This is a genomic window from Flavimobilis marinus (genome assembly GCF_900113055.1).
Taxonomy (GTDB): Bacteria; Actinomycetota; Actinomycetes; order Actinomycetales; family Cellulomonadaceae; genus Flavimobilis; species Flavimobilis marinus.
The window spans coordinates 36738-51985 of record NZ_FONZ01000006.1 but is presented as its reverse complement, the minus strand read 5'-3'; the positions used below and the strand labels follow the sequence as shown (position 1 = coordinate 51985).

Below are 15248 nucleotides of genomic sequence, written 5' to 3'. Positions count from 1 at the left end.
ATCCTAACGTCGTCGCGCCGCCTGGAGCGTCGGTCCGGCCCCGTGGGGCGCATTATCACGTTAGGGTCATGGTGGGCGCGCCGTGCGTCCCCTTCCATCTCCCAGCCGAGAGGCACCACACACATGCCAGCTTCCCCCGCCCGTCTCGGACCGCCGCCGGCCCTGCCCAAGAACGGGCTGCGCGTCATCCCGCTCGGCGGTCTCGGTGAGATCGGCCGCAACATGACGGTGTTCGAGTTCGGCGGGCGTCTGCTGATCGTGGACTGCGGCGTGCTGTTCCCCGAGGAGCACCAGCCGGGCATCGACGTGATCCTGCCGGACTTCACCATCCTGCGCGACCGGCTCGACGACATCGAGGCGATCGTCCTGACCCACGGGCACGAGGACCACATCGGCGGCGTGCCGTACCTGCTCAAGGAGCGCGCGGACATCCCCCTGATCGGGTCCGAGCTCACCCTCGCGTTCATCACCGCGAAGCTCCAGGAGCACAAGATCAAGCCCGTCACCGTGCAGGTGGCCGAGGGCGACAAGCGCGACGCCGGGCCCTTCGGTCTCGAGTTCGTCGCCGTCAACCACTCGATCCCGGACAGCCTGGCGGTCGTCATCCGCACCGCCGCGGGCGTCGTCGTCAACACCGGCGACTTCAAGATGGACCAGTTCCCGCTCGACGGGCGGATCACGGACCTGCGGGCCTTCGGTCGCCTCGGCGACGAGGGCGTGGACCTGTTCATGACCGACTCCACCAACGCGGAGGTCCAGGGCTTCACGACGTCGGAGCGCGAGCTCACGCCCGCGATCGACTCCGTGTTCAAGAACGCGCCGCGTCGGGTGATCGTGTCGAGCTTCGCGAGCCACGTGCACCGCATCCAACAGGTGCTCGACTCCGCGCACGAGCACGGGCGCAAGGTTGCGTTCGTCGGCCGCTCGATGGTCCGCAACATGCGCATCGCGCAGGAACTCGGCTACCTCAACATCCCCCGTGGTCTGGTGGTCGACTTCAAGAAGCTCGTAACGATGGAGGACTCCAAGGTCGCGCTCATCTGCACGGGCTCGCAGGGTGAGCCGCTCGCGGCCCTGTCGCGGATGGCGAACGGTGACCACCAGGTGCGCGTCGGCGAGGGCGACACGGTGCTGCTCGCCAGCTCGCTGATCCCGGGCAACGAGAACGCGATCTACGGGATCATCAACAAGCTGATCGATCTGGGCGCGAACGTCGTGCACAAGGGCAACGCCAAGGTGCACGTCTCGGGCCACGCGAGCGCCGGCGAGCTCATCTACTGCTACAACATCGTGCGCCCGTCCAACGTGCTGCCGATCCACGGCGAGTCCAAGCACCTGCGGGCCAACGGCGAGCTCGCCGTGCGCACCGGCGTGGACCCGGACCGCGTGATCATCGCCCGAGACGGCTCCGTGATCGACCTGATCGACGGCCGCGCGCGCATCACCGGCCAGGTGCAGGCGGACCTCGTGTACGTCGACGGCAGCGCCGTGGGCCACGCGACCGACGAGACCCTATCCGAGCGCCGCCAGCTGAGCGACGCCGGCGTCGTCACGGTCCTCGCGATCGTCGACCCCAAGACCAACCAGCTCGCGGAGCCGCTCGAGTTCCTCACCCGCGGGTTCATCGACCACGACGGCACCCTCGACCGGGCTCGTCCCGCCGTCGAGCGGGCGCTGGCGCGGGAGAAGAGCACCGACGTCGCCGCGGTCGAGGCCTCGATCGCCCGCGCGGTGACGTCGCACCTGTCGCGTGCGTACCGCCGCACCCCGCTCGTCATCGGGATCGTCATCGACGCGTGACGCGTCGCGTCTGACACGACGGCGGACGGGGGAGAGATCCTCGCCCGCCGTCGTGCTTTGCGAGTCCGGTGCGGGCACGGCTGGTGGTGCGTGAGGATGGGGATCATGGCGCGTGATCTGCGGGTGTGCTTCGTCGGCGACTCCTACGTCGCTGGCACGGGGGACCCGACCGCGCTCGGATGGCCCGGCCGCGTCGTTGCCGAGGCGTTCGCGAGCGGCCTCCCTGTCACCGCGTACAACCTCGGCGTCCGAGGTGAGACCGGCCCGCAGGTCGCGCGACGGATCCCGGTTGAGACGGCCCCGCGGCTCGCACCGGCGGACGATCCCCGGCTGGTCGTGTCGTTCGGCGCGAACGACACCGTGGAGCGCGACGGTCAGGTGCGGGCGTCGATCGGGCAGACCGTCGGGGCCCTCCGCGACATCCGAGCGGCAACCGACGTCCCCGTGCTGCTGGTCGGCCCTCCCGCAGTCGACGACGCGCAACAGAACGAACGCCTCATGACGACGAACGCGGCCCTCGCCGAGGAGGCTGGCCGGTTGCGAGTGCCGTTCGTCGACACCTTCACGGCGACGAATGCGTCCGCGCTCTGGCGGCAGCAGATCCGCGAATGGGACGGCTACCACCCCGGCGCGGAGGGGTATGCCTACCTCGCCGCGGTCGTCGCGCCCCCCGTCCTCGACTGGTTGCGGAGCGAGCCGCCCCGTTGAGAGCTCTCTGAGGCGGCGACACCGACGTCGGGCGAGGCTGAGGACCCCGCCCGACGTCGTGCCTCTTACAGAGCGGCCGTGGCTGCGACACGCTCTCGGACCTCGCGCGCCGCGGCGACGAGGTGTTCCAGGCTCGGGGTGGTCTCGGCGTAGCCGCGCGTCTTGAGCCCGCAGTCCGGGTTCACCCAGAGCACGTCGGGGTCGACGGAGCCGACGGCGAGCTCGAGCAGCTCGGTGATCTCCGCGGTGTCCGGCACGCGCGGGGAGTGGATGTCGTACACGCCGGGGCCGACGCCGCGGGAGAACCCCACGCGCGTGAGCTCGGGCAGGATCTCCATGCGCGAGCGTGCCGCCTCGATCGACGTGACGTCGGCGTCGAGGGCGTCGATCGCGCTGATGACCTCACCGAACTCCGAGTAGCACAGGTGCGTGTGCACCTGGGTGTCCGGGCGCACGCCCGACGTCGCGAGCGTGAACGACTTCACCGACCAGTCCAGGTACGCCGGCTGGTCCGCCTTGCGCAGGGGCAGCAGCTCGCGCAGCGCGGGCTCGTCCACCTGGATGACGGCGACGCCCGCGGCCTCGAGGTCGGCGAGCTCGTCGCGCAGCGCGAGGCCGATCTGGTTGGCGGTCTCGCCCAGGGGCACGTCGTCGCGGACGAACGACCACGCCATGATCGTGACCGGCCCGGTGAGCATGCCCTTGACCGGCTTGGGCGTGAGCGACTGCGCGTAGGTGGTCCAGCGCACGGTCATCGGCTCGGGCCGGGAGACGTCGCCCCACAGGATCGACGGACGCGTGCAGCGCGACCCGTAGGACTGGACCCAGCCGTGCTGCGTGACCGCGAAGCCGTCGAGAAGCTCGGCGAAGTACTGCACCATGTCGTTGCGCTCGGCCTCGCCGTGCACGAGGACGTCGAGCCCGATCTCCTCCTGCAGCGCGACGACGCGGGCGATCTCCGCGCGCATCGCCTCCTCGTAGGCCTCGGTGCTGAGCTCCCCGCGGGCGTGCGCGGCGCGGGCCACGCGGATGTCGCTGGTCTGCGGGAACGAGCCGATCGTCGTCGTCGGCAGGAGCGGCAGGCCGAGGCGCTGCTGCTGCGCGGCCTTGCGGGACTCGTGCGAGCCACGGTGGAAGTCGTGGTCGGTGAGGCCGGCGGTGCGCTCGCGGACGGCGGGCTCGGCCACACCGGGCGCCTGGGCGCGGTCGGCCAGCGCCGCGGTGGCTGTGGCGAGGGCATCGGCGACGGCGTCGCGCCCCGACCCCAGGCCGGTCGCGAGGGTGACGACCTCGGTGACCTTCTGGTCCGCGAAGGCGAGCCACGACACGAGGCGCGGGTCCAGGGCGGTCTCGTCCGCGACGTCGTGCGGGACGTGGAACAGGGACGTCGAGGTGGCGACGGCGAGTGCCCCGGCCGTGCCGGTGAGCGCCTCGAGCTGGTCGAGCTTGCCCGCGAGGTCCGCACGCCAGATGTTGTGGCCGTCGACGACGCCAGCCACCAGGGTCTTCGTCTCGAGCCCGGCGAGCCCGGCCGCGGGAGCCGAACCCTTGACGAGGTCGATGGCGACGGCCTCGACGCCGGTGGCGGCGACCGTCGGCCAGGCCGCGCCCAGGTCGCCGTACGGAGCGGCGAGCAGGATGGCCGGGCGGGCGGCGCCGTCGGCGGTGAGCGTCGCGTACGTCTCGGTGACCGCGCGGTGCACGACGTCGGCGGGGACGTCGCCGTCGGCCACGAGGGCCGGCTCGTCGAGCTGCACCCAGGTCGCGCCGGCGGCGGCGAGCTCGGCGAGCAGCTCCGCGTACACGGAGGTGACCTCGGCCAGGCGGTCCAGCGGCGAGAAGCCCGCGGGGGCGTCCGACGCGGGCTTGCTCAGCAGCAGGAACGTCACCGGACCGACGAGGACCGGGCGCGTGAGGACGCCGTCGGCCAGCGCCTCGGTGAACTCGGTGACCGCGCGGCGCGAGGCGAGCCGGATCGGGGTGTCCGGGCCGATCTCCGGCACGAGGTAGTGGTAGTTGGAGTCGAACCACTTGGTCATCTCGAGCGGCGCACGCTGGCCCTCGCCGCGGGCGATCGTGAAGTAGCCGGCGAGGTCGATCTCGCCGTCGGCCCCGACGAGGTCCGCGAAGCGGTCGGGGATCGCGCCGAGCGTCACGGCGGCGTCGAGCACCTGGTCGTAGAACGAGTGCGCGGACGGGATCGCAGCGTCGTCGCGGCCCAGGCCGAGCTCGGCGAGGCGCTCGCGGGTCCGCCGGCGCAGGTCCGCGGCGCTCTGCTCGAGCGTGGCGGCGTCGGTCTTGCCGGCCCAGAACGCCTCGACAGCGCGCTTGAGCTCGCGGCGGGGGCCGATGCGCGGGTAGCCGAGGATCGTGGCGGCGGGGAACGCGGGGGTGGTGCTGGGCTGGCCGGTGGCGGTCATGCTGGGGCTCCTTGGATGGTCGGTCGGGTGGTTGCTGGCACGACCCACGGCCCCCTGGCCAGGTCCGGCGCCGTCACGCCGGCCGGAGCCGGACGCGCGGAGCCACCGCCGAGGTGGACGCCCTCGAGCAGGTCAAGTGCTGCTTTGTGCTGGTTGAACGTGTAGATGTGCAGGCCGGGTGCGCCGGCGTCGAGCACGGCGGACGCGAGCTCGACCGACGCGCGCACCCCGCGGGCGTGGCGCTCGGCCGGGTCGGTCAGCCGCTCGAGGTCCGCGACGAGGTCGCGCGGGGCGGCGACGCCAGTGAGCGCCTCGACCCGGGCCAGGCGCGTGGGGTCGGTCGCGGGCAGGAGGCCGGCGAGGATCGGGATCGTCACGCCGGCCGCACGGGCAGCGGCGACGAAGCCGGTGTAGGTCGCAGGCTCGTAGAACAGCTGGGTGATCGCGAAGCTGGCGCCCGCGTCCTGCTTGTCCTTGAGGCGCGCCACCTCCTGCTCGGGGCTCGTGCGAGCGGCGGGATTCCCGCCGGGGAAGGCGGCGACCGCGATGGTGAGGGGCCGTGCGGCTCCGCGCAGGGCGGCGGCGGCGTTCTGCTCGCAGCGCTCCGCCTCGACCTCCCGCAGGAGGGCGACGAGCTCGACCGACGACGCGACGCCGTCGGGCGTGGGACGCCAGGACGGCTGGTCTGCCGGAGGGTCGCCCCGCAGGGCAAGGAAGCTGCGCACCCCGCGCGAGAGGAAGTCGCGCACGACCTCGCGCATCTCCTCGCGCGTGGTCCCGACGCAGGTCAGGTGCGCGATCGGCAGGGCCGGGACGTCGCGGACCAGGGCCTCCAGGACGGCGGTCGACGTCGCGCGGTCTTGCCCGGCCGCGCCGTAGGTGACGGACACGAAGTCGGGCTTCGCTTCGAGGAGCCGGCGCGCGGTCTCCCAGAACTTCGGTGCCGCCGCGGGGTTGCGCGGGGGCATGAGCTCGAACGAGATCGTCGGGCGCTGCGCCGTCGGGTCGGGTGGGGTCGGGGATGCAGAAGCGGAAGCCGCCATGGTGATGCTCCATCGAACCTGGCGTTAGCACCCGCACCCTCAGGAGGCTTCCGTAGTGGGGGGTTGCTGCGGTGTCATCGAGCCAGGACTCTCAACCGCTCTGGATGGGTCAACCCGGACACTAGGGGCGCAGGGTGCGAGCGACAAGGGGTGAGCCAGAAGGTCTCGCGCACTGAGATGACGTCGGGGGGCTCACGGCGCCCGGCCACCAGCCGCCTCCTCTTCTGCCTCACCGCCGCCTTCCGCCCCCGCCGGCGACCGCCCTGGCCGCCCTCCGCCCCGCGACTTCGCGAGTTTGTCGCGACATCGCTACTTCAAAGTCGCGAAGTCGAGGCCAAAGTCGCGAAGTCGCGGAACTGGAGGCTAGGGGGAGCGCGCCGACCGTCGGGAGTCGAGCGAGGGCGCTTGGCTTCTGGATCGAGGGATGTCAATATAGGCGCATGTCGATGCAACGCACCCCGGTGGCCACGCCTCCTGCAGCGCCCGTCGCCTCCGCGGCCCGGCGCCTGTCGTCCCTCGACCGCTGGCTGCCGCTGTGGATCGGCCTCGCCATGGTCGGCGGCCTCGTCCTCGGACGGTTCGTCCCCGCCGTCGGCGACCTCCTCGCGGCCATGGAGGTCGGCGGCATCTCCATCCCGATCGCCCTCGGCCTGCTCGTGATGATGTACCCGGTGCTCGCCAAGGTTCGCTACGACAAGGTGGCCGCCGTCACCGGTGACAAGCGGCTGCTCGCCTCCTCGCTCGTGCTCAACTGGCTCGTCGGGCCGGCGCTGATGTTCGCCCTCGCGTGGATGTTCCTGCCGGACCTGCCCGAGTACCGCACGGGCCTGATCATCGTCGGTCTCGCCCGCTGCATCGCGATGGTCGTGATCTGGAACGACCTCGCGTGCGGGGACCGCGAGGCCGCCGCCGTGCTCGTCGCCATCAACTCGGTGTTCCAGGTCGTCGCGTTCTCGCTGCTGGGCTACTTCTACCTGGCCGTCCTGCCCGGCTGGCTCGGCCTGGACTCCGCCGGCCTCGACGTCTCGATCGGGCAGATCGCGCTCAACGTGCTGATCTTCCTCGGCATCCCGCTGATCGCCGGATTTGCGTCCCGCCTGATCGGCGAGCGTGCCAAGGGCCGCGCCTGGTACGAGGAGCGCTTCATCCCCGTGATCAGCCCGTGGGCGCTGTACGGCCTGCTGTTCACCATCGTCCTGCTGTTCGCGCTCCAGGGCGACGCCGTCACCTCGAACCCGCTCGACGTCGTCCGCATCGCGCTGCCGCTGCTCGCCTACTTCGCCGTCATGTGGGGCATCGGGATCGTCGTCGGGAAGGCGCTCGCGCTCGGGTACGCCCGCTCGACCACGCTCGCCTTCACCGCCGCCGGCAACAACTTCGAGCTCGCGATCGCCGTCGCGATCGGCACGTTCGGTGCGACGTCGGGCCAGGCGCTCGCGGGCGTCGTCGGGCCGCTGATCGAGGTGCCCGTGCTCGTCGGGCTCGTCTACGTCTCGCTGTGGCTGGCCCGGCGCTGGTTCGCGGTCGACCCGTACGCGGCGCCCGTCGCCGCCGACCTCGAGGAGGTCCGGTCATGACCGCCGTCGAGGGCTGCGCCCCGGCCGTCGAGTCCCACGCCCTGGGGGCCGACGTCGCTGCCTCGGTCGCCACCGCACTCAAGGCCCTGGCCGACCCCCTGCGCCTGCGCATGCTGTCGTTCATCGCGACCGCCCCGGCCGCGGAGGCCTGCGTGTGCGACCTCGCCGCGCTCACGGACGTCTCTCAGCCCACGGTCTCCCACCACCTCAAGGTGCTGCGCGACGTCGGCGTGCTCGCCTCCGAGCGACGCGGCACGTGGGTCTGGTACCGCATCACGCCCGGCTATCGCGCCGCGACGACGACGCTGCTCGAGTCCTTCGCCCCGGCCGTCCTCGATGCCGCCCACCGAACCCCCGTCCTCGGCGGCCTCCTCGACGTCGACGAGACCCTCGACCACGTCGCCGAGGACCTGGCGCGGGAGTTCCCCGCCGTCGCCCGCGACGCCGTCCAGCGCGTCGTCCGCGAGTCCTACACGGCGCTCGCCCGCTCGGCGAAGGTCTCCGCGCACCTGGTGCCGCTCGCGCAGCGGTTCGCGCACCAGCGGCTCACGGACCTCACGCGCGAGCCCGACGGACGCCCCCAGGTGCTGTTCCTCTGCGTCGCCAACGCCGGGCGCTCGCAGCTCGCCGCAGCGCTGCTGCAGCACTACGCGGGCGAGCGCGTCGTCGTGCGGTCCGCCGGGTCCGCTCCCGCGGCGACCGTGCACGACGGCGTCCGGGGCGCCCTCGCCGACCTTGCCGTCACCGAGGCCTTCCCCAAGCCGTTGACCGACGACGCCGTCCGCGCGGCCGACGTCGTCGTCACCATGGGCTGCGGGGACGTGTGCCCCGTGCTGCCCGGCAAGCGCTACGAGGACTGGCAGGTCGGCGACCCGGCCCTCGCCTCCCCGGCCGGTATCGCGGCCATCCGCGCCGACATCGACGCGCGCATCCGCGGCCTGCTGAGGGACCTGCTTCCCGACCTCGAGCTGCCCGACGCCTGATCCGGCGTCGCCCGACCCGACCGACCTCAGCCAACGACCCCCAGGAGATCCCCATGACCGAGACTACGACCCGCCCGTCCGCCCTGTTCGTCTGCGTGCACAACGCCGGCCGCTCCCAGATGGCCGCGGGCTACCTGCGCGCCCTGTCGGGCGGCGCCGTGGAGGTCCGCTCGGCCGGCTCCGCGCCCGCCGACCAGATCAACCCCACCGCCGTCGAGGCGATGCTCGAGGAGGGCATCGACATCCGCGCCGAGCAGCCCAAGGTCCTCACACCCGACGCCGTTCAGGCCTCCGACGTCGTCATCACGATGGGCTGCGGCGACGTCTGCCCGATCTACCCGGGCAAGCGCTACGAGGACTGGAAGCTGGACGATCCGGCAGGTCAGGGCATCGAGGCGGTGCGGCCGATCCGCGACGCGATCCGCGCGCGGGTGCTGGCGCTGCTCGACGAGCTCGGTGTCTCGCCGGTCGACCTCACCCTCACCTGACGCTGCGCTGCAGCAGCGTCGTCCCGAGCCAGCGGTCGAACTTGTGCCCGACGCGCTCCAGCCGGCCCGCCTCGGTGAAGCCCGCCCGGCGGTGCAGCGCCAGGGACGCGGTCGAGTCGGCGTCGGCGATCACGGCGACGACCTCCCGGGCACCCGCCGCGGCGGCGTCGTCGAGCAGCCGGGCGAGCAGTCGCGCGCCCAGGCCCCGCCCGACGGCGTCGGGCGCGAGGTAGATCGTGTCCTCGACCGTCTGGTCGTACGCCGGGCGGGGGCGCCACGCGCTGACGTAGGAGAAGCCGACGACGGCCTCGGGCGGGGCGCTGGGCACACCGTCGCTGGGTGCGCCGTCGTCCGTCACGACCAGGAACGGCCAGCCCGCGCCCGCGATCGCCGCAAGCTTCTCGGTCCAGGCCTCGGCGGTCGGGGGCGTGAGCTCGAAGGTCGCGGTCGACGTCGTCACGTAGTGCGCGAAGATCCGCGCGACGCCGGGCATGTCTGCGGGGGCGGCGGGGCGGATCGTCACGCGCGGTCCCCGGAGCGTCCGTGCGCGACGCCCGTCGCGAAGCCGAGCAGCGTGCGTCCGCCCGCGGGCACGGTCTCGGCGGGCCCACCGCCGCCGCAGCACCCGCCGCTGGCCTCGTCATCGGCGGGCCCACCGCCGCCGCAGCACCCGCCGCTGGCCTCGTCGTCGGCGGCGAGGTCGGTCGAGCACACGCCCGTCGCCGGCAGGTCCAGCCGGACGACGTCGGCCCCCGCGCGGTCGCCGGCGAGCGCGGCGGCGATCGAGCGGACCTGCTCGTAGCCGGTCGCGAGCAGGAAGGTCGGCGCGCGGCCGTAGGACTTCATGCCGGCGAGGTAGAAGCCGTCGTCGGGGTGGGCGAGGACCGACTCCCCGTGCGGCGGCACCGTGCCGCAGGAATGGTGGTTCGGGTCGATGAGCGGGGCGAGTGCCGCCGGGGCCTCGACGACGGGGTCGAGGTCGAGGCGGATCTCGCGGAGCATGTCGAAGTCGGGGCGGAAGCCCGTGGCGTTGACGATCGCGTGCACCTCGAGGTCGAGCGGCGCGTCCTTGGACCGCCCGAGCACGCGGACGGTGTCCGCCCCGGGGACGAGCTGCTCGATCGAGACGTAGATGCGCAGCGTCAGGCGACCGGCGTCGACGGCGTCCTTGAGCCGGTGTCCGAGCAGGCCGCGGGCGGGGAGCTCGTCGTCGGCCCCGCCGCCGAACAGGCGCCGGGCGGAGCCGCCGCGGATGGCCCAGGTGAGGGTCGTCCCGGGCTCCTGCTCGGCGAGCGTGACGAGGCTGAGCAGGGTGTTCGCGGCCGAGTGCCCCATGCCGACGACCAGCGTGTGCCGGCCGGCGAACGTGCTTCGGTCCGCGCCGAGGACGTCCGGCAGGGGGCCGGTGACGAAGCGCTCCGCTGCGTCCTCGCCGCGGGCGGGCAGGCCACCGACACCGAGGGGGTTGGAGGTGGAGAAGGTGCCGGAGGCGTCGATGACCGCGCGGGCCAGGACGTCCTGCACCTGGCCGTCGGGGCCGAGCGTGCGCACCCGGTAGCCGCGGCGCTCGCGGCCGAGCGAGCGGGTCTTGTCCGCGCCGTCCCGGGCGACGGCGAGCACTCGCGTGCCGGTGCGCAGGCGCGGGGCGATCGCGTCCGTCGCGGCGAGCGGCGCGAGGTAGTGCTCGACCAGGTCGGCGCCCGTGGGCAGGGCGTCGGGGTCGGGCTCCGGCCAGCCCGTGGGGGCCAGCAGACGGCGGGCGGCGGCGTCGACGTCGTAGCGCCAGGGCGAGAAGAGCCGGACGTGGCCCCAGCGCGCGACGGCTGCTCCGGCGTCGGCCCCGGACTCGAGGATCAGCGGCTCGAGGCCGCGCTCGAGCAGGTGCGCGGCGGCGGCGAGCCCGACCGGGCCGGCGCCGACCACGACGACCGGCAGGTCGGAGCGCGCGGGCGTGGGGATGCTCATGATCTCTCCTCGTACCGAAGAACGTCGATCTTTTGAGGCGCAACGTATCCACAAACGTCGATGCGTGGCAAGATGAGGCCATGCCCGAGCTCCCCACGCCCGACTCCGCAGGCTGCTGCGGACCGCTCGACGCGCGTGCCGCCGACCGCGATACCGCGACGGCGCTGGCCCGCACGTTCAAGGCGCTCGCGGACCCGGCTCGCGTGCAGCTGCTGTCGATCGTCGCGGCCCAGGATGGCGCCGAGGCGTGCGTCTGTGACCTGACCGAGCCCCTCGGCCTGGCGCAGCCGACCGTCAGCCACCACCTGAAGATCCTCGTGGATGCCGGTCTCCTGGCGCGGGAGCAGCGCGGGCGCTGGGCCTACTTCTCGCTGGTGCCCGGTGCGCTGAGCTCCCTCGCCGCGGGTCTCGCGGAGCAGGTCCCGACGCACCAGGGCTAGCGGAGGGTCAGCGGCGTCGCGGCTCGCCCGGAGGGCGCTCGCCGTCGTCCGTGCCGTCGTCGGCCTGGAAGATCAGCGCCGAGAGCTGGCGCTGGACCTGCTCGACGTTCGGGACGTCGTGCAGCTTGACGCCGGCCTTCTCCGTGGCGTCGGACACGATGATCGTGCCGCAGCCGAAGAGGCGGTCGCTCAGGTGCTTCTCGTAGGTGAGGTCGTTGATCCGGAACAGCGGGATGTCGCGGCCCGTGCGCGTGAGGATCCCGGTGCGGGTCACCAGGCGCCGGTTGGTGAACGTGTACGTCGTCGTCCGCCACCGCAGGAATGGCACGAACACCCACACGACGATCGCCACGGCCGCGAGGACGCCGATCACGAGCAGCAACCACCCGCGCGCGTCGTTCTCCGGCAGCAGCACGACGGCCGCGACGACCGCGGCGAGCACGACGACGAGCGCCGCCATCGCCCCGAACAGTGCCTTCGCGTGCGTGCGCATCTCGAGCACCACGTGCTCGTCGGGACCGAGGGTGCGGGAGATCGCCATGGCGTGCATCCTTGCAGATCCGCGAGGTGCGCGGGAGAGTGCGCCAACCCCGTGCGCGCGACCCCTTGCGCGCGCCCCCGGACAGGCGGGACCCTGGCCCGATGGGCGTCGCCGCGGTCGAGGTTGCCGAGCTCCGGGTGGCTCGGGGCGGGCGGGTCGTGCTCGACGGACTCGACCTGACCGTCCGTCGAGGTGCGGTGACCGGGCTGCTGGGTCCGTCGGGCTCCGGGAAGACGACGCTCATGCGCGCGATCCTCGGGGTGCAGGTGGTCGCGTCGGGCCGCGTGACCGTGCTGGGGGAGGCAGCGGGGTCGCCGTCGCTCCGGTCGCGGGTCGCCTACGTCACCCAGGCACCGAGCGTCTACGACGACCTCACCGTGGAGGAGAACCTGCGGTACTTCGCGCGGGTGCTCGGGCTGCGCGGGTCCAAGAGAACGGAGGCCGTCGACGCCGCCGTGGAGCGCGTCGAGCTCGGGGACGAGCGTGGCCGGCTGGCGCGCAACCTCTCCGGCGGTGAACGTTCCCGGGTCTCGCTCGCCACAGCGCTGCTCGGCGACCCCGAGCTGCTGGTCCTCGACGAACCGACGGTCGGGCTCGACCCGGTGCTGCGTGCCTCGCTGTGGACGCTGTTCGGCGCGCTTGCGGCCGACGGCGTGACGCTGCTCGTGTCCAGCCATGTGATGGACGAGGCCGAGCGCTGCGACCGGCTGGTGCTGATGCGCGACGGACAGATCCTGGCGGACGACCGCCTGCCGGACCTGCTGGCGCGCACCGGGACGTCGTCGGCCGAGCATGCCTTCCTCTCGCTCGTGGGCGGCGCCGAGGGCGGCGCTGAGGGCGGCGCGCGGTGATCGGGACAGCGGTGCGGGTGCTGCAGCAGCTGCGGCACGACCCCCGGACGCTCGCCATGATCATGGTCGTCCCCTGCGTCCTGCTCACGCTGCTGTGGTGGGTGTACGAGGGCGGCGCCGTCTTCCAGCAGGTGGGCGCGGCCCTCCTCGGGGTGTTTCCGGTCGTCGTCATGTTCCTGATCACGTCGGTCGCGACCTTGCGCGAACGTTCCTCGGGGACGCTCGAGCGGCTGCTGACCATGCCGATCAGCAAGCCCGGGATCATCGGCGGCTACGCCCTGGCCTTCGGATTCATGGCGGTCCTCCAGGCTGTGGTGGCCGCGCTCGTGGTCGTGGGGCCGCTGGGGCTCGAGACCGCAGCGCCCTGGGGATACCTGGTCGTCGTCGCCGTGGCGTCCGCGCTGCTGGGCATGGCGTTCGGTCTGTTCGTGAGCGCGTTCGCGCGCACCGAGTTCCAGGCGGTGCAGTTCATGCCCGCAGTGGTGCTGCCTCAGTTCCTCCTGTGCGGCCTGCTCGTGCCGCGCGACCAGATGCCGCGCGTGCTCGAGCTGGTCTCCGACGTGCTGCCGTTGTCCTACGCCGTCGACGCGATGCGCGAGGTCACGACGGACGCCGCCCCCGGTATCGGTGGGGAGCTGCTGGTGCTGGCGGGCTTCGTCGTCGGGCTCCTGCTGCTCGGGGCGGCGACGCTGCGACGCCGGACCGACTGAAGCGACGGGGGTGCTGCGCGATACTCGGTCCATGGTTGACGACGCGCACCCGCTCCCGGACAAGGACGGCGAGATCCGCCACGTGGACTTCGGCGGGCAGGCGCTCGACGGCGTGCGCTACGAGGACGTGACCTTCGTGCGGTGCGACCTGAGCGAGGTGACGACGTCGGGCGCGTTCTTCTCGGGGTGCACGTTCGTGGACTGCCGGTTCAACGCCTCGACGCACACGAGCACCGCGTTCACCGGCTGTACCTTCCGCGGCGGCAACTTCTTCGACACGACGTTCACCGGGTGCAAGCTCGTGGGCTCGACGTTCCTGCGGTGCGAGTACGGGCTGGTGACGATCGCGGGTGGTGACTGGTCGTTCGTGACCCTGGCCGGCGCGGATCTCCGGAAGGCGCAGATCACGGGGGTGCGCATGCGCGAGGCTGACCTCACGGGCGCCCAGATGCAGGAGGCCGTGCTGCAGGGCGTGGACCTGTCGGGCGCGGCCTTGGCCCGCGTGGATCTCACCGGCGCGGACCTGCGCGGTTCCGACGTCGGCACCCTCGATCCGCTGAGCGCGCATCTGGCCCGCGCCGTGATCGACCCCGCCCAGGCTGTCGTCCTCGCCGAGGCGATGGGGCTCGTGGTCGTCGGTTAGGTCGGTGTCCCCGTCGTGAGGCGGTCGGCCAGTCGGTCGTTGGCGTGGCTCCAGTGCTCGACCATCGACGGGCCGCCGTGCCCCTCGTCCTCGACGACGATCAGCTCGCTGCCCGGCCAGGCGCGGTGCACCTCCCACGCGGTCTGCACGGGCCCGCTCACGTCCCGGCGACCGTGGACGAGGGTCGCCGGGATGCCCTCGAGCGCAGCCATGCCGTCGAGGAGGGGCGGGTCGAGGAAGCCGTCGTGCGCCCAGTAGTGCGTCACGAGCGTGGCGAAGGCCAGGAGTCGCGCGGTGTCCTCAGCCGGCCCGGTGGCCGACGGTGCCGCGCCGGACGTCGGTCCGAGCGCCGTCCGCGGCGCGTCCAGGGAGATGTGGGCGGACTCCCACGCGTCCCAGGCGCGCGCGACGCGGAGGCGCGCGGCGTCGTCGGCGCCCCGCAGCAGGGCCGCGCACGCCTCGACGATCCTGTCCCGACCCCGCCGGTACGTCGGGTCCTCACGCTCGACCGCCGTCGCGAGGGCATCCCACGCCTCCGGGAAGATCGCCCCGACGCCCTCGGTGATCCAGTCGACCTCCCGGCGCGACGTCGTCGTGACGGCCATGAGCACGACGCCGAGCACGCGGTCCGGATGTGCCTGGGCGTAGGCGAGCGCCAGCGTGGATCCCCACGAGACCCCGTTGAGGACCCACCGCTCGACGACCAGGTGACGGCGGAGCGCCTCGAGGTCCTCGATCAGGGCGGCGGTGGTGTTCGAGGCGAGGTCGTGGTCGGCGGAGGCGGCGCTGGGCCGGGACCGCCCGCAACCGCGCTGGTCGAGACCGATGGTGCGGAACCGGGCGGGATCCATCTTGTTCTTCCAGCCACCCGCGCCGAGGGAGCCGCCAGGCCCGCCGTGGAGGTAGACGAGCGGGATGCCGTTGGCGCTGCCGTGCTCCTCCCACCAGATCTCGTGGCGGCCGGTGACGGGGAGGTAGCCGCTCGCGCGCGGGGGATCGCTGGACGCCATGAGACCCGACACTACCTAGCCGTGCGAATCTGTCGGCACGGCTCCGTGAAGTCGGGTCGGAAGTCCCAG

Annotated in this window: 15 protein-coding genes and 1 riboswitch; of the genes, 9 read left to right on the top strand and 6 right to left on the bottom strand. The window is 72.8% G+C overall.

Annotated elements, in window-relative coordinates; translation table 11 throughout:
- The first annotated feature begins 123 nt into the window (after positions 1–123).
- Both BMZ30_RS13145 and BMZ30_RS13140 read left to right on the top strand, forming a co-directional pair.
- Positions 124–1800 carry a ribonuclease J gene (locus BMZ30_RS13145; RefSeq protein ID WP_093379748.1) on the top strand — a complete coding sequence of 559 codons (1677 nt, stop codon included), beginning with the start codon at positions 124–126 and terminating at the stop codon, positions 1798–1800.
- A 105-nt stretch (positions 1801–1905) separates the two neighbouring features.
- Positions 1906–2508: a DUF459 domain-containing protein gene (locus BMZ30_RS13140; protein ID WP_177191381.1), complete on the top strand. Its 603-nt coding sequence runs from the start codon at positions 1906–1908 to the stop codon at positions 2506–2508.
- Between the two features lie 65 nt (positions 2509–2573).
- Here BMZ30_RS13140 and metE read toward each other — a convergent pair whose 3' ends face one another.
- Both metE and BMZ30_RS13130 read right to left on the bottom strand, forming a co-directional pair.
- Positions 2574–4928 (bottom strand): 5-methyltetrahydropteroyltriglutamate--homocysteine S-methyltransferase, encoded by a 2355-nt coding sequence (gene metE, locus BMZ30_RS13135; RefSeq protein ID WP_093379743.1) that lies wholly within the window; start codon positions 4926–4928, stop codon positions 2574–2576.
- Positions 4925–5971: a methylenetetrahydrofolate reductase gene (locus BMZ30_RS13130; RefSeq protein WP_093379740.1), complete on the bottom strand. Its 1047-nt coding sequence runs from the start codon at positions 5969–5971 to the stop codon at positions 4925–4927. Before BMZ30_RS13130 ends, metE begins: the two co-directional genes overlap by 4 nt.
- A 6-nt stretch (positions 5972–5977) precedes the next feature.
- Positions 5978–6082, bottom strand: a riboswitch (SAM riboswitch).
- A gap of 335 nt (positions 6083–6417) precedes the next feature.
- On the opposite strand from BMZ30_RS13130, the gene arsB reads away from it, so the two are divergent.
- The 3 genes from arsB to BMZ30_RS13115 are packed head-to-tail and all read left to right on the top strand — an operon-like array spanning position 6418 to position 9019.
- Positions 6418–7548, top strand: coding sequence for an ACR3 family arsenite efflux transporter (gene arsB, locus BMZ30_RS13125; protein ID WP_093379811.1), 1131 nt, complete (start codon positions 6418–6420; stop codon positions 7546–7548).
- Entirely contained in the window at positions 7545–8531 is a 987-nt protein-coding gene (locus BMZ30_RS13120) for a metalloregulator ArsR/SmtB family transcription factor (RefSeq protein WP_093379738.1), read from the top strand. Before arsB ends, BMZ30_RS13120 begins: the two co-directional genes overlap by 4 nt.
- Before the next feature lie 53 nt (positions 8532–8584).
- A complete protein-coding gene (locus BMZ30_RS13115) occupies positions 8585–9019 on the top strand; it encodes an arsenate reductase ArsC (protein WP_093379735.1) in 435 nt (144 codons plus the stop codon).
- On the opposite strand, the gene BMZ30_RS13110 is transcribed toward BMZ30_RS13115, so the two are convergent.
- Positions 9012–9542 carry a GNAT family N-acetyltransferase gene (locus BMZ30_RS13110; protein ID WP_229828395.1) on the bottom strand — a complete coding sequence of 177 codons (531 nt, stop codon included), beginning with the start codon at positions 9540–9542 and terminating at the stop codon, positions 9012–9014. The genes BMZ30_RS13115 and BMZ30_RS13110 overlap by 8 nt on opposite strands.
- Complete coding sequence (locus BMZ30_RS13105) at positions 9539–10984, bottom strand: FAD-dependent oxidoreductase (RefSeq protein WP_093379733.1); 1446 nt, start codon at positions 10982–10984, stop codon at positions 9539–9541. The genes BMZ30_RS13110 and BMZ30_RS13105 overlap by 4 nt, the downstream gene beginning before the upstream one ends.
- 80 nt (positions 10985–11064) lie before the next feature.
- On the opposite strand from BMZ30_RS13105, the gene BMZ30_RS13100 reads away from it, so the two are divergent.
- Complete coding sequence (locus BMZ30_RS13100) at positions 11065–11424, top strand: ArsR/SmtB family transcription factor (RefSeq protein WP_093379730.1); 360 nt, start codon at positions 11065–11067, stop codon at positions 11422–11424.
- Between the two features lie 7 nt (positions 11425–11431).
- Here BMZ30_RS13100 and BMZ30_RS13095 read toward each other — a convergent pair whose 3' ends face one another.
- Positions 11432–11965 carry a PH domain-containing protein gene (locus BMZ30_RS13095; protein WP_093379728.1) on the bottom strand — a complete coding sequence of 178 codons (534 nt, stop codon included), beginning with the start codon at positions 11963–11965 and terminating at the stop codon, positions 11432–11434.
- Between the two features lie 101 nt (positions 11966–12066).
- Here BMZ30_RS13095 and BMZ30_RS13090 point away from each other — a divergent pair, with 101 nt between their 5' ends.
- Genes BMZ30_RS13090 through BMZ30_RS13080 form a run of 3 tightly spaced genes read left to right on the top strand, consistent with a single transcriptional unit; the run spans position 12067 to position 14169 of the window.
- Complete coding sequence (locus BMZ30_RS13090; RefSeq protein ID WP_093379725.1) at positions 12067–12816, top strand: ABC transporter ATP-binding protein; 750 nt, start codon at positions 12067–12069, stop codon at positions 12814–12816.
- On the top strand, positions 12813–13526 hold the full coding sequence (locus tag BMZ30_RS13085) for an ABC transporter permease (RefSeq protein ID WP_093379723.1): 714 nt from the start codon (positions 12813–12815) through the stop codon (positions 13524–13526). The genes BMZ30_RS13090 and BMZ30_RS13085 overlap by 4 nt, the downstream gene beginning before the upstream one ends.
- A gap of 31 nt (positions 13527–13557) precedes the next feature.
- The gene (locus BMZ30_RS13080; RefSeq protein WP_093379720.1) at positions 13558–14169 is read left to right on the top strand and encodes a pentapeptide repeat-containing protein; all 612 of its coding nucleotides are present in this window, start codon (positions 13558–13560) and stop codon (positions 14167–14169) included.
- Here BMZ30_RS13080 and BMZ30_RS13075 read toward each other — a convergent pair.
- A complete protein-coding gene (locus BMZ30_RS13075) occupies positions 14166–15179 on the bottom strand; it encodes an alpha/beta fold hydrolase (RefSeq protein WP_093379806.1) in 1014 nt (337 codons plus the stop codon). The two genes, BMZ30_RS13080 and BMZ30_RS13075, sit on opposite strands and share 4 nt — an antisense overlap.
- Positions 15180–15248 lie beyond the last annotated feature (69 nt).